Raw genomic sequence first — 17130 nt, 5'->3', positions numbered from 1 at the left:
CCGTCTTCAAGGTTCGCCACTGGTGGCAAGTATATTAAAAAAAAACCGTATTGCCCGTAATGCAATTATTGTACAGACCGGGAATAATAATTGTATGAAGACGCTGGATAAGGAAGATTTGTTACAACTCTTTAAAAACTCTTTTTTATGTTACGTTGGGCATTAATATTCTTTATCGTGGCCATTGTGGCAGCCATCTTCGGGTTTGGAGGTATTGCTGAGGACGCGGCATCCATTGCCAAGATACTCTTCTTTATTTTCCTGCTCCTCTTTATCATCTCCTTCATCACAGGGATGTTGAGGAAATAAAAAAGCAGGGATGATACCATCCCTGCTTTTTTTATTTTATAATGCTGGTTTCCCAGCCGTCATATTCTGCATTTACCTGATGGGCGAGTTCCCAGAGGCTCATGACCACACTGTCGATAGTGGCCTCACTGGCTTTATCGGAACGGGATATACATAACCTGAAGGGAAATTCCGGATTGTCCGCCTTAAGGTCATGGGCTATGACAAAACCATTCTCCCGGATATGTTCCCAGTAGGCTGTTTTGTCTTCTTCTGTTCTGAAATGTATCCAGTGTTCTATAGGACGCTCCCGCTCAGACATATCTCCATGCTGACGCAGCATACGCAACACTTTCCTGTTTTGTATCCGCTGAAACTCGTATACGTCCGGGAAGAGGAAATCGAAGTAGAGTTCCCAGTTATTGTCCTCTTTTACTCCGTAGTCATAACGATAGTCCGGGAATTCGATCATTGCATCGGCAATGAATTTATCATGCAGCAATGTATTGCCTGTATAAAAATAGAAATCACGCACACCATTTGAAAAAGTACGGCCCACAAAATGCGCATCCAGTTTGGTTGTTAGCTGTTCTACCAGGCTGTCCTCTATTTCTCCCATGATGGCAAATTCATCATTCTGCGGAAATCCGTCTTCACGCGGATTATTCAGGTACACCGTAATATATATGGCATTCGGCTTCTCCTTCAATGGTGCAAATCGTCTCAGATCCAGGTCAAGGCCTATTACTGCTGGACTTTCTTCAATATGGCACGTGTAAATATCCCAGTCCGGTCGGTAATCCTTATGCATATAAAAAAATTAAAATAACGCAACAGCTGGCTGTAAAGATACGACCCTATCCGTTACCATTGAAATGATAAACAAATTATCTGGGCTTTTTTATCCCCAAAAATTAACGTATGATTTTCACCGTTAGCCCATTTATCTTTTCCTATCCAATGGTGGCTTAACACTATTTAACACTCGTGGATTTTCAGGCACACTCCTTCCCAAACCCTTACCAGCAAACAATCCTGCTGGATTCTGAAGTTAAAACATGTTACTGCAAAGGATTTCATCACACCTTTCATCCTAAAAAAGTGATTTTCTATCCTCATAAAAAGTAAATTTACCGCCGCTATAAATAGTTGGACGCTAGTAACAGAAATTATGAGAAAAGTTGTATTACTCCTGACAGGATGGATGGTGTTGTTTAACCTGACATTAATGGCCCAGCAACCCGGCGGAAAAAATCCCGCGGCCAATACCGGATCAATCTATGGCAAACTACTGGACGCGCAAACGGGAAAACCCGTTGAATACGCCTCTGTAGCCATCTTACGCCCAGACTCTTCCGTGCTCACCGGTATGCTATCCAAACCTAACGGAGATTTTAATTTTGATAATCTTACCATCGGAAAATATATACTGAAGATTAACTTCATCGGCTATGAAGTTTTTTTTAAGCCCGTACAGTTCAGTGGTAAAACCGCCGCCCTGGATGCCGGTAACATCAAACTGCATCCCAATGTAAAATCGCTCGCAACCGTTAATGTAGTAGGCGAGAAACCCGCCTTTACGATGGCAATCGACAAAAGGGTGTTCAACGTGGAAAAGAACCTCGCCAGTATAGGTGGTACTGCTACCGATGTACTCAAACAGGTGCCTTCCGTGAGTGTTGACATCGATGGCAACGTGAGCGTACGGAATGGCGCCCCTACTATCTTTGTAGATGGCCGCCCTACCACGCTTACACTCGACCAGATTCCGGCTGATGCCATCGCCAATATTGAAGTGGTGACTAACCCTTCCGCTAAATATGATGCAGAAGGCATGAGCGGTATCCTCAATATTGTTCTGAAAAAAAATAAAAAAGCAGGTATCAACGGTCAGCTTAGTGCGGGCGTTACCTCCCTCGGCAGCACCAACACTGGCATTGACTTTAACCTCAGACAAGAGAAGTTCAACTTCTTCATCAACTACGGTACACGCAACCGCAAATCTCCCATGACCAGCCGTCTCTTTAGAAAAAATATCGGCAGAGATACTACCAACTACACCGAACAGCTGCAGGACGGCGATTTCTACCGTAACTTCCAAACCGGCCGCATCGGCTTCGACTGGTTCATCGACAACCGTAATACCATTACCATTTCCGAAGGCCTCACCGGCGGCAACTTCAACCGCTATAACGATCAGACACAAAACGAACTGGACATCAACCGTGAACTGGTACGCTATGGCACTGGCATCAACAACAGCAAAAACGGCTTCCGCAACTATACTACCCAGCTGGGTTACAAACATACTTTCGCCCATGAAGGTGAAGAGCTGACCGCCGACTTCACCTACAACTACGCGACCAGTGATAACAGTTCTGAATATTCCCTTCAGTATTTTAACCTGAAAGGTGATAGCATCTTCAGTCCGATTAAACCGCAAAACCGCTATGGCAGCGGTGATGGTAAAACAACTTATATCACCGGACAGCTCGACTACATAAGACCACTTACCGAAAAGTCAAAGATAGAGATGGGATTGCGTACCAACACCCGCAAGTTCGATAACTACACCAATACCTTCGGACAGAACTATCCCAGTGGTAATTTTACGATAGACTCCGCGCTATCCAACAACTATCACTACCAGGAACAGATCAACGCCGGTTATGTAAGTTATACGGGTGCCCATTCCAACTTCGGCTACCAGGTTGGCTTAAGGGCTGAACAGTCCAACTACTCCGGCGAAACCCGCTTCGGACAGAAGGATTCCTACAAGATCAATTACCCGATCAGCCTGTTCCCCAGTGTGTTCCTGTCTCAGAAACTGAAAGGCGATCATGAGTTCCAGCTCAACTACAGCCGCCGCATCCGCCGGCCCTGGTTCAGAGATCTCCTGCCTACTATCGAATACAGCGGACAGAACGCCAACCGCGGTAACCCGGACCTCCGCCCCGAGTTCACCAACTCCTTTGAATTGTCCTACCTGAAAGACTTTGCCCATAAACACAATATCCTGGTGTCATTATACTATCGTAACACCGACAATGCCATCACGGATTTTTATGTTGATACCACCCTTAACCTGAACGGACAAACGCAAAGGGTACTGTTGTCTTATCCGATCAATGCCAGCACACGTAATTCCTATGGTGCAGAGTTTACGATCCGCAGCCAGATCACCAAAGCCTGGGACCTGACGGCCAACTTCAATCTGGCCCAGACTAAGATCACAGCCAGCAACCAGGGTGATAATCTGACCAATCAGGGCTTTACCTGGTTTGGTAAACTGAACAGTAATACCAAATTACCCTGGAATCTTACACTGCAGATTACAGGTGAGTATGAGTCCCGTCAGATCCTTCCCCAGGGCGAAAGGAAACCACAATACTCCATTGATGCCGGCATCAAAAAGGATATGCTGAAAAACAAAGCACTGTCTGTGTCGCTTACACTGAACGATATCTTTAATTCAGACCGTAACCTCAGTTATACTACCACTGCGTTTTCCGAACAGGAAAACTATCGCAAGCGTCTTAGCCGCGAGCTGCGCCTCAATGCCACCTGGCGCTTCGGTAAGATGGACTACAACCTGTTTAAACGGAAAAACAACAAGTCCGGAAAAGAAAACGGTAACGATATAGGTGGCGGAGAAAGAGAATAATCACACATCATTCTTCATAAGACAAAGGCGCAAGGGTTCAATAAAAAACCTTTGCGCCTTTGTTGTTTTTGTCTTTGCATGAAGATCCGCGAACTTTTTCTACATTCGTCTTCACAAACCAACTTCATGGACTCTATTTATCATACTATTACCCTGCGTTTTCTGGCAGAACCATCAGACGTTAATTTCGGCGGCAAAGTGCATGGCGGCTCTGTTATGAAATGGATAGACCAGGCAGGATATACCTGTGCAGCCAACTGGAGCGGACAATATGCAGTAACCGTGTATGTGGGCGGTATACGCTTCTTCAAACCTATCGCTATCGGCGACCTCGTGGAAATCAATGCATCCATCATCTATACCGGCAAAACCAGCATGCATATCTCTATCGATGTTTTCGCCGGCAATCCGCGTCAGCAGGAAAAGCAGAAGACTACTCACTGCGTGATGGTCTTTGCTGCAGTAGATGATCAGGGTAAAACGATAACGGTGCCCAAGTGGACACCGCGTACCGAAAATGAAATTAAAATGGAGACCTATGCTAAAAAACTAATGGACCTCCGTAAAGATATTGACGAAGAGATGAAACCCTATATGTAGAATTAGTGCGTGAACTGCATTTCACTCAGCATCCGGTAAAGACCTCCATCTACACCGATCAGTTCAGCATGCGTACCTTCCTCCACAATACGGCCTTTATCCAGCACAATGATTTTATCTGCCTGCCGGATAGTGGCCAGGCGGTGGGCGATGACGATAGAAGTACGACCTTCCATTAATTTGTCTAATGCGTCCTGTACCAGCCTTTCAGACTCTGAATCCAGCGCAGAAGTAGCTTCATCCAGGATGAGGATACGTGGATTTTTTAATACGGCTCTCGCAATAGCGATACGCTGGCGTTGTCCGCCGGAGAGCTGTATACCTCTCTCCCCTACAATAGTGTCGAGCCCCAGTGGGAAATGCCGGATAAACTCCCAGGCATTGGCTTTCCGTGCTGCCGCTTCCAGCTCTTCATCAGTAGCATCGGTTTTACCATAGGCGATATTTTCGCGGATGGTGCCACCAAACAGGAACACGTCCTGCGGTACTACTGCCATCTGTGAGCGAAGCACCGACAACGGAATCGAAGTTCCCGGTTTGCCATCATAAGTGATGCGGCCATGTTCCGGATCATACAGTCGCAGCAATAAAGACACGATAGTACTTTTACCGGCACCACTGGGACCTACCAGCGCCACCTTCTGATCCTGCTTCACATTAAAGGATATACCTTGCAGGATGGTAAGATCGGGGCGGGAAGGATAATGAAACGAAACATCCCGGAAACTGATCTGACCTCCTAACTGGTCGGCCAGTGAAATCTGTTCTATGGGCGTAATAGCCTCTTCGGGCTCGTCCAGTATTTCAAGCAGGTTTTCGGTAGCACCAATACTTTTTTGCAGGCTGGTATATACTTCGGCCAGACCGGCAATGGAGCCACCGATAAACACAGAGTAAAGGATAAACGACATCAGTTCAGGCGTGGTCATTCCCATGGAAACACCCCGCCAGATAACGGCTACGAGGGCGCCAAAGATACCAAGGATGATAAAGGAAGAGAAGGCCCCCCTGAATTTACCGCTTTTCATGCCAATACGGGCTGCTTCATTGGTGCGCTGACGGTACCGGGCTATTTCAAAATATTCGTTGGCAAAAGCCTTTACGTTAAGGATACCCTGCAGGGTTTCTTCTACTACGGTATTGGCGGCAGCCACCTGGGCCTGTACCTGCTTGGCAAAACGCCGGATAAACCTACCGAAAAATACAGACACAACCATCATCAGCGGCAGAATGGCCATCATAAAGGCGGTCAGCTCCCAGGAGGTGATCAGCAGAATAATAACACCACCGATGATGATGATCATCTGCCGGATAAACTCAGCCAGCGTGGTGGTTAAGGTGTCCTGCAACAGGGATATGTCTGACGAAATACGGCTGGTCAGCTCTCCTACTCTCCTCTCCAGAAAAAACTTCATGGGCAGTTTGATCATATGGGCGTAGACATGCTGTCGCAGGGCTGCCAGCGTTTTCTCAGTAACATTAACAAACAAAACGGTACGGCAAAATGAAAACACCGCCTGTCCGATCAGGACAGCTACCAGTAACAGACCAGCCTTGTTAAAACCATGCAACAGGTCCGTAACGCTTTTAGGGTTTACCAGATCGCCCAGTAAACGGGGAAAAGCCAACCCAGCCAGGCTGGAGATCAGCAGGAAAAACATACCCAGGGCAAATTCAACCCAGTGAGGCTTTACATAACGGAACAAGCGAAAGGTCTTTTTCAGGGACTTCCATTTCAGATTTGGTTTTGGTGCTGGTGTTGCACTGGTTTCATTTTGCATTAGGATATAGTCTTTGTTATTGGGGACGGATATGAGTACAAAGATATTGTATAAAAAATTGCCTTACTGCGGAAGAAATAATTTATTCCGTAGTAAGGCAAAAATCAGTGGCTACAGCTACTGATGTTTGTGTGTCGGATTTTTGGAAGAATCACCTGCGTGGGCGGGATCTGCCCCCGGATTGACCCCTTCCGGAGAATTTTCTGCTGCCGGAGCTGTATCCGGAAGGATAGCTGCTGTGTCTGCAGCGGCATCGCTGTCCATTTTCATAGAATCCTGTTTGGGTTGTGCACCATTTCCACAGGAGGTCAGCATAATGGCCGATATGCCGGCAGCGAGCAAAAGACAGGTTACTTTCATGATATGGTCTTTTTTTAAAGGTGAAGAAAAACAGTTTAGGTATAATAGTCTTCACCTGCTGAAAGCACCCTTAACGATGGGAAGTGTCTGGTTTGGTGATCATGGTGTCTACCGGTACCACACTGGTACTATCCACCTTGGGAGTGGCCACTGCCAGGGAATCTACCTCCGTGGTAGTTTCTTTGCTGCTGTTGCAGGCAAAGAGCAGAATACACAACATTCCGGCGATACAGGCCACGATAAAAAATTTATATATAAAAGGCTGCATATGGTTGGTATTAGAAACAAATATGTTATCAGATCATTTTTTGATATTAAAGGAAAGAATTGTGCCAACCCTTACATTTGTAAGAAGATTTTCCCCTTAACATGAAACATGTCTTACAGATCATACAGGAAGACCAGGTATTAAAAGTTTGTATAGCCCTGCTGGCAGGCGCCATACTGGGGCTGGAACGGGAATACAAACGTAAGGCGGCTGGTATGCGCACCATGACGCTCATCTGTGTAAGCAGTGCTATCTTTACCATCCTGTCTGCCGAACTGGGATTCCCCGGCAGTCCGGATCGTGTGGCCTCCAATATCCTGACAGGCGTGGGTTTCATTGGTGCGGGTGTTATCTTCAAAAACGAGTATACCATCGACGGCATCACCACGGCCGCTTCCATCTGGATAGCCGCCGCTCTGGGGATGGCCATCGGCATGAGCCAGTACGTACTAGCCGCCACCGGTCTCATTGGTGCATTGATTGTACTTATACTGATGGAGTTTACAGAGAAAAGTATCGCAGAAGTCAATGACAAACGTTACTACATTATCTTCTTCCATGAAGATAAACTTCCACAGTTGAACATAGAACATATCCTCAATACTTTCGGACTGAAATATAAACGGGTGCTCATCATGCGTAAGGGAGACCAGATAGAAGTCAATTACACAGTCCGTGGAAATCGTAGCAAAATGGAACGATTAGATGAATTTTTGCTACAGAACGAACATATATCTCAATTTCAGGTACAACTAAATCCATTATAAACAACAGATGCCTTCATATGCAGATATGCCTTTACATTACGGCCACGTGCCTGTCTGGCTGGCCAGGCGGATGTCGCTCCTGGGCGGCGCTATTGTAGAGGCGATAGTGACAGATTATGGTAAAAGTGAAGTGATAAGGCGACTCAGCGACCCATGCTGGTTTCAGGCCCTCGGCTGCGTACTGGGCATGGACTGGCACTCTTCCGGTATCACCACCAGTGTTATGGGTGCTTTGAAAAAAGCAGTCAATCCGCGTTCACAGGAACTCGGTATTTATATCTGTGGCGGCAAAGGGCGTTTCAGCCGGGAAACACCGGCAGAACTGATGCGCATCGCCGAGAAAACAGGGCTGCCCGGTGAACAGCTGGTACACAGCAGCAAACTGACGGCTAAAGTAGATAATACAGCCATACAGGATGGCTTCCAGCTATACCTGCATTCTTTTATTCTTTCTGAAGATGGGGAATGGGCCGTAGTACAACAAGGTATGAACGACGCCAGCAGCATGGCCCGCCGCTACCACTGGCACTCTTCGGCTTTCAGCTCCTATACGGAAGCACCACATACCTTTATCTACGGCCGCAATCAGGGCATGATACTCAATCTTACCGATACGGCAGCAACATCCACTAAAACAGGTATCCTTCAGCTGCTGAAAGAAAAGCCCGCTCAGCTGCTACCGGAAATACGCAACCTGGTAATGCCCACCCATCATGATGTACGGGCCGAAAACGTGAACCTTAAACGACTGGGTAGTGTGCTGGCCCTGGCTCATGAGGTACATCCTTCCGATTTCGAATCCCTGCTCATGCTGGAAGGCGTAGGCCCGCGGACCTTACAGTCGCTGACCCTCGTCAGTGAAGTCATCCACGGTACCCCTTCCCGCTTTGAAGATCCGGCCCGCTTCTCTTTTGCACATGGCGGCAAAGATGGCCATCCCTTCCCGGTACCCACACGCATATACGACGAAACGATCGAAACACTCCGGGATGCACTCAACAAAGCCAAAATAGGACATACCGATAAACAGGACGCCATCCGGAAACTGTCTGTCCTCTCCCAGCAACTGGAAAAGGACTTTGAGCCCAATGCCAACTTCGATAAAGTGGTGGCACAGGAAAGACGGGATTCCTGGAAATATGGCGGCAGGACCGTGTTTGGGAAAGCAAGTAAACCCAAAGACGGAGATCAGTTATCTTTATTCTGACAGCAACAGCGGAAACTATGATAAACTACAATGAACTCAGCGTACCGGAAGCTACCCGGCTGCAGCAGGAACTACGTAAAGAAGTCATTACAACACCCTTCAAGGGCAAAGTACAATATGTGGCCGGGGCAGATATTTCTTTCAATAAATTTAGTACAACGGTATACGCCGGCATTGTACTGCTGCATTTCCCCAGCATGCAGCCGGTAGGATATAGTCTTGTAAAAAAGGAAGTGACATTTCCCTATGTACCCGGTTTCCTCGCCTTCCGCGAAGTGCCCGCCCTGCTGGATGCATGGCAGCAGCTGCCACAAAAACCCGATGTACTGGTGGTAGATGGACACGGCATCGCGCATCCCCGCAGGATGGGCATTGCCTCCCACTTCGGTGTGCTGGCCAACCAGGTAACCATTGGCAGCGCCAAGAAAAAACTGTTTGGCCTATACGAAGAACCAGGGCCCGCAAAAGGTGATCACTCACCGCTTACCGATAAACAGGGAGCAGTGATCGGTACCGTATATCGTAGCAAACAAAATGTAAAACCTATCTTCATCTCTCCCGGCCATCTCATTGATGTTGCCGGAAGCCTGGACCTCGTCAGTCAATGCGTACAGCGCTACCGGCTGCCAGAGCCCACCCGGCTCGCACACAATGCGGTAAACCAGTTCAGGCTGGGTACACTCTCTCAGGGCTATACACCCGCATAATCACGGTTAAAACTGTACCCAGGCCACACAGGCTTTCTTTTCAGTACCCTTACGGCTGATCATCACGGTAGCGTATATACGCTTTGCGCTGTCATAATCTGCAGCACCCATCATACAATAATATCCTTTGGTGACTTCAGGATTGCCGAACAGGAAAAGCCGTTCCATCTTCCCGTTATAAAACCGGTAGCAAACGAAGTTAGCGTCATTGATATATTTCAGCGGCTTCTTCACTTTATCCTGACCACCTGTGTCAAGGTATTGCAGGTAATCATTAAACAATACAAAAGAGGCATTGGGGATACGCACATAATCATAAGACAGATAAGTGTTGGTATTCAAGGCTGCGATCTTATTACGGAATACCCATTCGCTCTTTGCCCTGCGATGCTGGTAAAAAGGTTCGCAGACACCAGTGATAGACTGGTATTTGGTTACCGCCAGTGTTTCATCTTCGCGGCCGGCGGTGTCCAGCAGGGCAATCCCGACATCTCCCATATTGGTATGCAGCTTATTGATCTGATTGTTGCCCTGCTTGAAACGGGTCAGGGTTTCCATCAGCAGTGTACATTTACCATCCGGTTCCATTAGCACACGCTGTGGCGCCCCTTTGTATGGCTCGTCTTTATAGCCCAGGTTGATCTGCGCGTTTCTGGACAACTCCGGAAAGGATAACTGTATATGTTTACGCAGCTTACCGGATGCGAGGAGAGTATTCATGAAAATACCGCTGCTACCATCAGAACGCTGACCAGGTACATTCAACAGCATCCGTACTTCATCCCTTAATGGTACATATTGCAGGTAACCGCTCACATCTCCGTAATTAGCGGTATAGTCCAGTTCACGATGCGCAAAGGTGGCCGAATCAGGCGATAAAGCGGAAAAAATCACTTTAGACCAGGGCTCACTTCCTTTACGTTTGGTATTAAACCCTACCGTACCCATATATACCTTTTCCTTTCCCTGCACCGACATATGGATATAACTGAAATAGCTATACGATGAATCGGACAGATAATAAAATCCGGTGTGAATCAGCTCATGTGACGGAGAAAAATGCAGCACCCGGATACGCTCACGGACACTGTCATTGCGCTGTATTTCCGTACCATTGAAAAATGCCACTGCATAATAATCGCTGTTGGGATCTTTCTCTACATAACAATCGTGTGTGGCCAGGTTTTCCTGGACATATACACTGCGATGCTGTACCGATGGTAATTCTCCCAATCTGTCTTCCCTGATCAGTTTACCGCTTTGCGGGTCCAGCACCAGCCTGAAAAATACCGGGATATATTTCACCAGCTGCTGCAGGAAAACCACCGGCTGCCCGTTTATCTCATAGATACCGTCTATTTCTGTTGATTCAATATCAGTGGAGTTCCATAAACTGCTGACCACCGAGTCTGTAGCTATCAGCTCCCGTTTAGGATCGTATACAGATACCCGCAGTCCTTCCTTTTTGGAGAAGTGCAGCCAGCAGGTGTTACCATTTTTTAACTGCATCAGTTTGTCCCATCCGTCCAATGGCTCTTCAACGGCAGGTCCCAGCGTCACGATAGGCACCTGTGCAAGGCAGGCTGCCGGACAGAAAAAAAAGAAAAATAAAACAACTGATCTGATATAGTTCATTTTCACTAATTATTAATATCAAATATATATAATTATTCATAATTATATCCCCAGGGCTGAAGCCCTGGGCTAAAATTGTTGTCTGCAGCTACGGAGGTATTGGATCTGACTTGGGGGACAATGATATTTCAGGTACTATTGGGGGCAGCTTGCGGAGGTGAAGGAAGATATTTGGGGAGATGGAAAAATAAAAGGTGTATCAATGCCTGATACACCTTTTATTTTTCCCAATCGTAATTGTTTTAATGTCCATGTTCTTCGCCGCTGTTCTTCATTTTGGCAAGCAGGTCGTATGCTCCTTTGATTACAATTTCCTTAGGGGTATTTCCCTGAGGGAAATTTACTTCCGTATAGCCCTGTTCGTTACTGCCTGGCTGAACTTCCAGCATTTTGAAATGATGGGTACTGTCTTTACCGGGAGCCTCTTTTACGAACACATAAGCCTTGTTTTCAAAATTCACAACTGCAGCTTCCGGTAACGCCTGTACGTTGCCCGCACCGGCTTCAATCATTGCCTGCAAATAGGTACCAGGCAAGAGCTGGGTATCTTCCTCATCCAGATGGCAATGTACCCTGACAGTACGTTCCGGACTGATTTCCCGTCCGATCAGATGCACGGTGGCTTTACGCTGCTTTGTTTCATTGGCCAGGGTAAAACGTACCGGCTGACCTATCTTCAGCCGGGGAATATCTTTTTCAAACACCGTCAGCTCTGCATGCAGGTGTTCCGTATTCACAATCCGGAAAAGGATATCTGCCGGATTCACAAACTGCCCCAGGTTGATATTCACCTGGGTCACATAACCGCTGATAGGTGCGTATACGTTTACACTCCGCTGTATATTACCTTTTTCCAGCCCTGCAATATTGATATTGATGAGGGATAACTTTTCCCTGAGACCTTTCACCTTTGCCTGCAGAGACTCGAAGGTAGCCTTTGCCTGCTGCACGGTTTTCAAGGCATTCACATTTTCGCGGGAAAGCTCCTGTTGACGGGTATATTCCGTAGCTGCATATTCCAGCTGACTTCGGGCGTCCAGGTAATCCTGTTGCAACTGGATGTAGTCAATGTTTTCCAGCGCAGCCAGTACCTGACCTTTCTTAACAGGCATTCCCTGCAGCATACTTGTTTGCCGGATAAAGCCGCCCATTGGTACGGACACGCTTACTGCTTGCTGCGGAGGTACGTCCAGCAAACCGTTCACCTTCACGGCACTGCTGATTTCCCGTTGTTCCGGGGCACCCAAAACAATACCCACTGTTTGAAACTGTTCATTCGTCAGCGTTACAGTATTGGGAGCTTCTTCGTGTTCATGTTCCTCCGTTGATTTTTCTGCAGTTGTTTTTTTGCTTCCGCAGGAAGCCATTATCAGTCCGGACATTAACAGTATAACGGAAGCGTATATATGATATTTATTAAGTTTCATATGAAGATGGTTTTAACGTTGATGCCCACTGAGGTAAACAATATATAATTCAGACTGTTTGATATCGTGCCGTGTTTGCAGATATCCCTGGCGTACCGACATTACTCTTTCCAGGTTCAGAAAATATTCAGCATAGCCGATATCCCCCAGGACAAAGGATTTGACGGTCTGTTGCTGTAACTGGTCGGCATTGGGCAAAGCCGTAGCCGAATAATAATCCAGGCTGTTCTTCAATTTTACGAACTCCTGCACGGCTTGTCGGTATTGGCTTTTCAGCTGTATAACGCTGTTGTCATAAAACAGACCTGCTGCCTGTTGCTGTTTTTCTTCTGCTTTCACCCTGGCTTTCATAGGACCCAGCCACAGTGGTAATGCCAGGCCTACCTGAACGCCCTGGAAGCGGTTGCCGCTGCTGGCCAGTGGCGCTCCGGATGCATTCACCGGTGTACCAATCAAAGATTGGTTAAAATAACCGACTGTCAGATCTGGTAATATACCAGCGCTGATTACTTTTTTCTGTTTGCCGGCAATATCAATATCCTGTTTTGCAAAATGTAGTTGCGGATTGTCGGCCACGGCCATGGAATCTTCCAATACATTCACGGCAGCAGCCGGAATACTGGCATCTGCAATGCTCACCGGTGTTGTGCTCCCCAGCAACGCCTGTAAACGTGCCAGAAAGATCTGTTCGTCTGCTTCATTCTGCCGCAACAGATTACGGACTTCCTGTAATCTTACTTCTGCTGCTGTTTTCTCAATCAGGCGGCTCTCCCCTGTTTTATATCGCAGTGCCGCACTGCGGGAGAAGCTGGTAAACAAGCTGTCCTGGCTCCTCAGCAGTGTCCGCTGCTCCCGGAGATATAACAATTGAACATACACCTGTTTTACCTGAAAGATCAGATCATTCTGTGTGGCAGCCTTTTGCCAAACAGCTTTTTCCGTCTGTGCTTCATTCAACTGCTTTTTGGCTGCAAACAGTGTCGGGAAAGGGATAATTTGTGATACATTGAAATTATTATCATTTGCATAGCTGTTGTTCTGCCCATATTGCATAGACAGCTGTGTTTTCGGTATCTCTGCACTGGTACGGGCCATCTCTTTATAAAAAGCAACAGCGGCAGCCGTAGACTGTAGCCCCTTGTTCTGTGCCACCGCCAGTTGCACCGCCTGGTCTATGGTCAGCGGCTGGGATTGGGAAAATGCCGCTATCGGAAATAACAGGCATATGATTATACGGAAATTCATGAATTACGTTTTTTGAATAATTTTTCAGAATAGATGTACAGGCAGGGCAACACCAGCAGTGTAAGTAGCGTGGATGTTACCAGCCCTCCTATCACCACAGTAGCGAGCGGACGCTGTACTTCTGCTCCTGCACTGGTAGCCAGCGCCATCGGTAAAAAGCCCAGCGACGCTACCATGGCCGTCATCAACACAGGCCTTAAACGTGTGGCCGTTCCTTTCAATACAATATCATTAAGGTCTGTAAGTCCGTCGTTTTTTAATCGGTTGAACTCTCCTATCAATACAATACCATTGAGCACAGCCACGCCAAACAAGGCGATGAAACCCACACCCGCAGAGATACTGAAAGGCATGCCTCTCAGCAACAGCGCAAATACGCCACCAATGGCCGCCATGGGGATAGCAGTGAAAATAAGCAGGGATTGTTTGACTGAACTGAAAGTAAAATACAGCAATGCAAAGATGAGCAACAAGGCTGCCGGCACCGCAAGTGACAAACGGTCATTGGCTTCTTTAAGGTTCTCAAACTGCCCGCCATAGCGGATAAAGTAACCGGTAGGCAGTTTCACTTCTTTTTCAATAGCGGCTTCTATGTCCTTAACCACACTGGCGATATCACGACCTCTCACGTTGAAGCCAACAATGATACGACGTTTGGCATCTTCACGCTGTACCTGGTTAGGTCCGGTAGCCATCTGTACTGTAGCCAGTTGCTGTAAAGGCACCTGATTCCCGGAAGGTGTGGTGATGTAAAGCTCCTGCACATCCCGGATATCTTTACGGCTTTGCCTGTCCAGTCTTACTACCAGGTCAAAACGTTTCTCTCCTTCATACACCAAACCTGCACTTTGTCCTGCGAAAGCTGTATTGATAGCCTGATTCACAGTTGCCACGTCCAGCCCGTATTGTGCAATACGGTTACGGTCGATAGACACTACTATCTGCTGCAGTCCGCCGATCTGCTCTACATAAAGGTCCCGGGCTCCTTCGGTGCGGGTAACGATGCCGCCAACCTTCTGCGCCAGGGAAGCCAGTATAGTCAGATCTTCTCCGAAAATCTTAATCCCAACATCCTGACGTACACCTGAAATTAGTTCATTGAAACGAAGCTGTATTGGCTGAGAGAAGCCAAAAGCTACACCAGGTATTGCTTCCAGGGCTTCCTGCATTTTATTGGCCAGTTCTTCACGACTCGAAGCGCTGGTCCATTCTTTCTTGGGTTTTAGTAAGATGGTCAGGTCGCAGGCCTCCATGGGCATTGGGTCCGTAGGAATTTCAGCTGCTCCTATTTTACCAATTACTTCTTTTACCTCCGGGAATTTTTTCAGCAGGATGTCAGAAGCTTTGCTCACTTTGTCAATAGTCTCCGACAGAGAACTACCGGTGAGAAGCCTTGTTTCCACAGCAAAGTCACCTTCTTCGAGTGTAGGAATAAACTCTCCGCCCATACGGCCGAACAGTATCAACGCCGTTACAAAGAGCAGCAATGCAGCTCCCGCCACCACGGCTTTCACCTTCAACGCACCTTTAATAACGGGATCGTATATACGATGAAAGAATGACATGATACTGTCCGCAATAGTAGGCTTACCGGATATTTTGCGGCTCAGGAAAAGCGCAGACATCATCGGCACATAAGTCAGTGAGAGGATAAAGGCGCCCAGAATAGCGAAGGAAACGGTTTGTGCCATTGGCCGGAACATCTTGCCTTCAATGCCTACCAACGCCAGAATAGGCAGGTAAACAATCAGGATGATGATCTCTCCGAATGCGGCAGAGCTGCGGATACGGATAGCAGAGGTATATACTTCCTCATCCATTTCCCCGCGGCTTAGCTGTACAGTATTATTGCCCTGCACTCTTGTACCCAGATGGTGCAAGGTGGCTTCCACGATGATCACCGCCCCATCCACGATCAGGCCGAAGTCGATTGCTCCCAGACTCATCAGGTTGCCGGATACACCAAACAGATGCATCATAGCAATAGCAAACAACATGGCCAGTGGTATTACAGAAGCCACAATAAGACCGGCTCTGATATTGCCCAGGAAAAGCACCAGCACAAAGATCACGATCAACGCTCCCTCTATGAGATTCTTTTCCACCGTGCCAATGGCTCTGCCCACAAACTCGCTCCGGTCGAGGAATGGCTCTATCACCACTCCTTCCGGTAAGGTCTTGCGGATCTGGTCTACCCTGGCTTTCACCGCTTTCACAACTTCGTTGGAGTTTTTTCCTTTCAGCATCATCACAATGCCACCAACCGCTTCACCATCGGCATTACGGGTAAGGGCCCCATATCTGTTGGCGCTGCCGATCTGCACAGTGGCGATATCACGCATCAATACCGGCATCCCGTTCGGAGTGTTCCTGACTACAATGCGCTCTATATCTGCGATGGTGCCGATCAACCCTTCGCTTCTGATAAAATAAGCGTTTGGCTTTTTGTCGATGTAAGCACCGCCGGTATTTTCATTATTCTTCTGCAGCGCATTAAACACATCTGCGATACTGAGGTTGTAGCTGCGCAACTTATCAGGATTGAGCGCCACTTCGTATTGTTTAAGCTGGCCACCGAAGCTATTCACTTCTGCCACTCCTGGTGTTCCGAGCAATTGCCGGCGCACGTACCAGTCCTGTATTGTACGTAGTTCCCGTGCATCATATTTTTGTTCATATCCTTTGGCTGGGTGTACCACGTACTGATAAATTTCACCCAGGCCACTGGAGATAGGCGACATCTCCGGCATGCCAATACCGGGTGGTATATTGGATTTGGCCTCGCCCAGCTTCTCGTTGACCTGCTGGCGGGCCCAGTAAATATCTACATCATCATGAAAAACAATAGTAACCACAGACAAGCCAAAGCGGGAAATAGAGCGCACTTCCTTCAACTCCGGAATAACGGCCATAGTTTGTTCTATAGGAAAGGTAATCAGCCTTTCCACTTCCTGTGCAGCCAGAGAGGGTGACAGCGTAATCACCTGCACCTGGTTGTTCGTAATATCGGGCACCGCATCTACGGGTAGCCGTGTCAGTGAGAAGATACCCCAAACGGTCAGAGCGAGCGTGAGTATCCCGATAATAAGCTTGTTTCTGATAGAGAAACGAATGATCTTATCAAGCATAATGGGTTGGTATGAAATAAAAAGAGGTACCTAAGCTGTAGTTATACCGGGAA

General features: G+C 47.5%; 14 protein-coding genes. 6 read left to right on the top strand and 8 right to left on the bottom strand.

Annotated elements, in window-relative coordinates; all coding sequences use genetic code 11:
- Positions 1-147 precede the first annotated feature (147 nt).
- Positions 148-309, top strand: a complete 162-nt coding sequence (locus KD145_RS02515) for a DUF1328 domain-containing protein (protein ID WP_212004340.1) — start codon at positions 148-150, stop codon at positions 307-309.
- 31 nt (positions 310-340) lie between these two features.
- Here KD145_RS02515 and KD145_RS02510 read toward each other — a convergent pair whose 3' ends face one another.
- Positions 341-1099 carry a DUF695 domain-containing protein gene (locus tag KD145_RS02510; RefSeq protein WP_212004339.1) on the bottom strand — a complete coding sequence of 253 codons (759 nt, stop codon included), beginning with the start codon at positions 1097-1099 and terminating at the stop codon, positions 341-343.
- Between the two features lie 360 nt (positions 1100-1459).
- Between KD145_RS02510 and KD145_RS02505 the strand changes: the two genes are divergently transcribed.
- The gene (locus tag KD145_RS02505) at positions 1460-3952 is read left to right on the top strand and encodes an outer membrane beta-barrel family protein (protein ID WP_212004338.1); all 2493 of its coding nucleotides are present in this window, start codon (positions 1460-1462) and stop codon (positions 3950-3952) included.
- A 126-nt stretch (positions 3953-4078) separates the two neighbouring features.
- Entirely contained in the window at positions 4079-4552 is a 474-nt protein-coding gene (locus KD145_RS02500; RefSeq protein ID WP_212004337.1) for an acyl-CoA thioesterase, read from the top strand.
- Positions 4553-4554: 2 nt separating this feature from the next.
- On the opposite strand, the gene KD145_RS02495 is transcribed toward KD145_RS02500, so the two are convergent.
- From KD145_RS02495 to KD145_RS02485, 3 genes are all read right to left on the bottom strand, one after another.
- A complete protein-coding gene (locus KD145_RS02495; protein WP_212004336.1) occupies positions 4555-6333 on the bottom strand; it encodes an ABC transporter ATP-binding protein in 1779 nt (592 codons plus the stop codon).
- Positions 6334-6450: 117 nt separating this feature from the next.
- The gene (locus tag KD145_RS02490) at positions 6451-6693 is read right to left on the bottom strand and encodes a hypothetical protein (protein ID WP_212004335.1); all 243 of its coding nucleotides are present in this window, start codon (positions 6691-6693) and stop codon (positions 6451-6453) included.
- 70 nt (positions 6694-6763) lie between these two features.
- Positions 6764-6961 carry a hypothetical protein gene (locus KD145_RS02485; RefSeq protein ID WP_212004334.1) on the bottom strand — a complete coding sequence of 66 codons (198 nt, stop codon included), beginning with the start codon at positions 6959-6961 and terminating at the stop codon, positions 6764-6766.
- A gap of 101 nt (positions 6962-7062) precedes the next feature.
- Here KD145_RS02485 and KD145_RS02480 point away from each other — a divergent pair, with 101 nt between their 5' ends.
- From KD145_RS02480 to nfi, 3 genes are read left to right on the top strand one after another with little or no spacing between them, the layout of a single operon-like run.
- A complete protein-coding gene (locus tag KD145_RS02480) occupies positions 7063-7728 on the top strand; it encodes an MgtC/SapB family protein (RefSeq protein WP_212004333.1) in 666 nt (221 codons plus the stop codon).
- 7 nt (positions 7729-7735) lie between these two features.
- The gene (locus KD145_RS02475; protein ID WP_212004332.1) at positions 7736-8935 is read left to right on the top strand and encodes a DUF763 domain-containing protein; all 1200 of its coding nucleotides are present in this window, start codon (positions 7736-7738) and stop codon (positions 8933-8935) included.
- 17 nt (positions 8936-8952) lie between these two features.
- Complete coding sequence (gene nfi / locus KD145_RS02470; RefSeq protein ID WP_212004331.1) at positions 8953-9642, top strand: deoxyribonuclease V; 690 nt, start codon at positions 8953-8955, stop codon at positions 9640-9642.
- Between the two features lie 6 nt (positions 9643-9648).
- On the opposite strand, the gene KD145_RS02465 is transcribed toward nfi, so the two are convergent.
- The 4 genes from KD145_RS02465 to KD145_RS02450 all read right to left on the bottom strand — a co-directional run bounded on the left by KD145_RS02465 (position 9649) and on the right by KD145_RS02450 (position 17077).
- Positions 9649-11277, bottom strand: coding sequence for a hypothetical protein (locus KD145_RS02465; RefSeq protein WP_212004330.1), 1629 nt, complete (start codon positions 11275-11277; stop codon positions 9649-9651).
- A 242-nt stretch (positions 11278-11519) separates the two neighbouring features.
- The gene (locus KD145_RS02460; protein WP_212004329.1) at positions 11520-12704 is read right to left on the bottom strand and encodes an efflux RND transporter periplasmic adaptor subunit; all 1185 of its coding nucleotides are present in this window, start codon (positions 12702-12704) and stop codon (positions 11520-11522) included.
- 12 nt (positions 12705-12716) lie between these two features.
- Entirely contained in the window at positions 12717-13949 is a 1233-nt protein-coding gene (locus KD145_RS02455) for a TolC family protein (RefSeq protein ID WP_212004328.1), read from the bottom strand.
- Complete coding sequence (locus tag KD145_RS02450; RefSeq protein WP_212004327.1) at positions 13946-17077, bottom strand: efflux RND transporter permease subunit; 3132 nt, start codon at positions 17075-17077, stop codon at positions 13946-13948. Before KD145_RS02450 ends, KD145_RS02455 begins: the two co-directional genes overlap by 4 nt.
- Positions 17078-17130 lie beyond the last annotated feature (53 nt).

The organism is Chitinophaga sp. HK235, from assembly GCF_018255755.1.
Classification (GTDB): Bacteria; Bacteroidota; Bacteroidia; order Chitinophagales; family Chitinophagaceae; genus Chitinophaga.
Note: the sequence above shows the minus strand (reverse complement) of the source record. Positions and strands in the feature narration are given on the sequence as shown.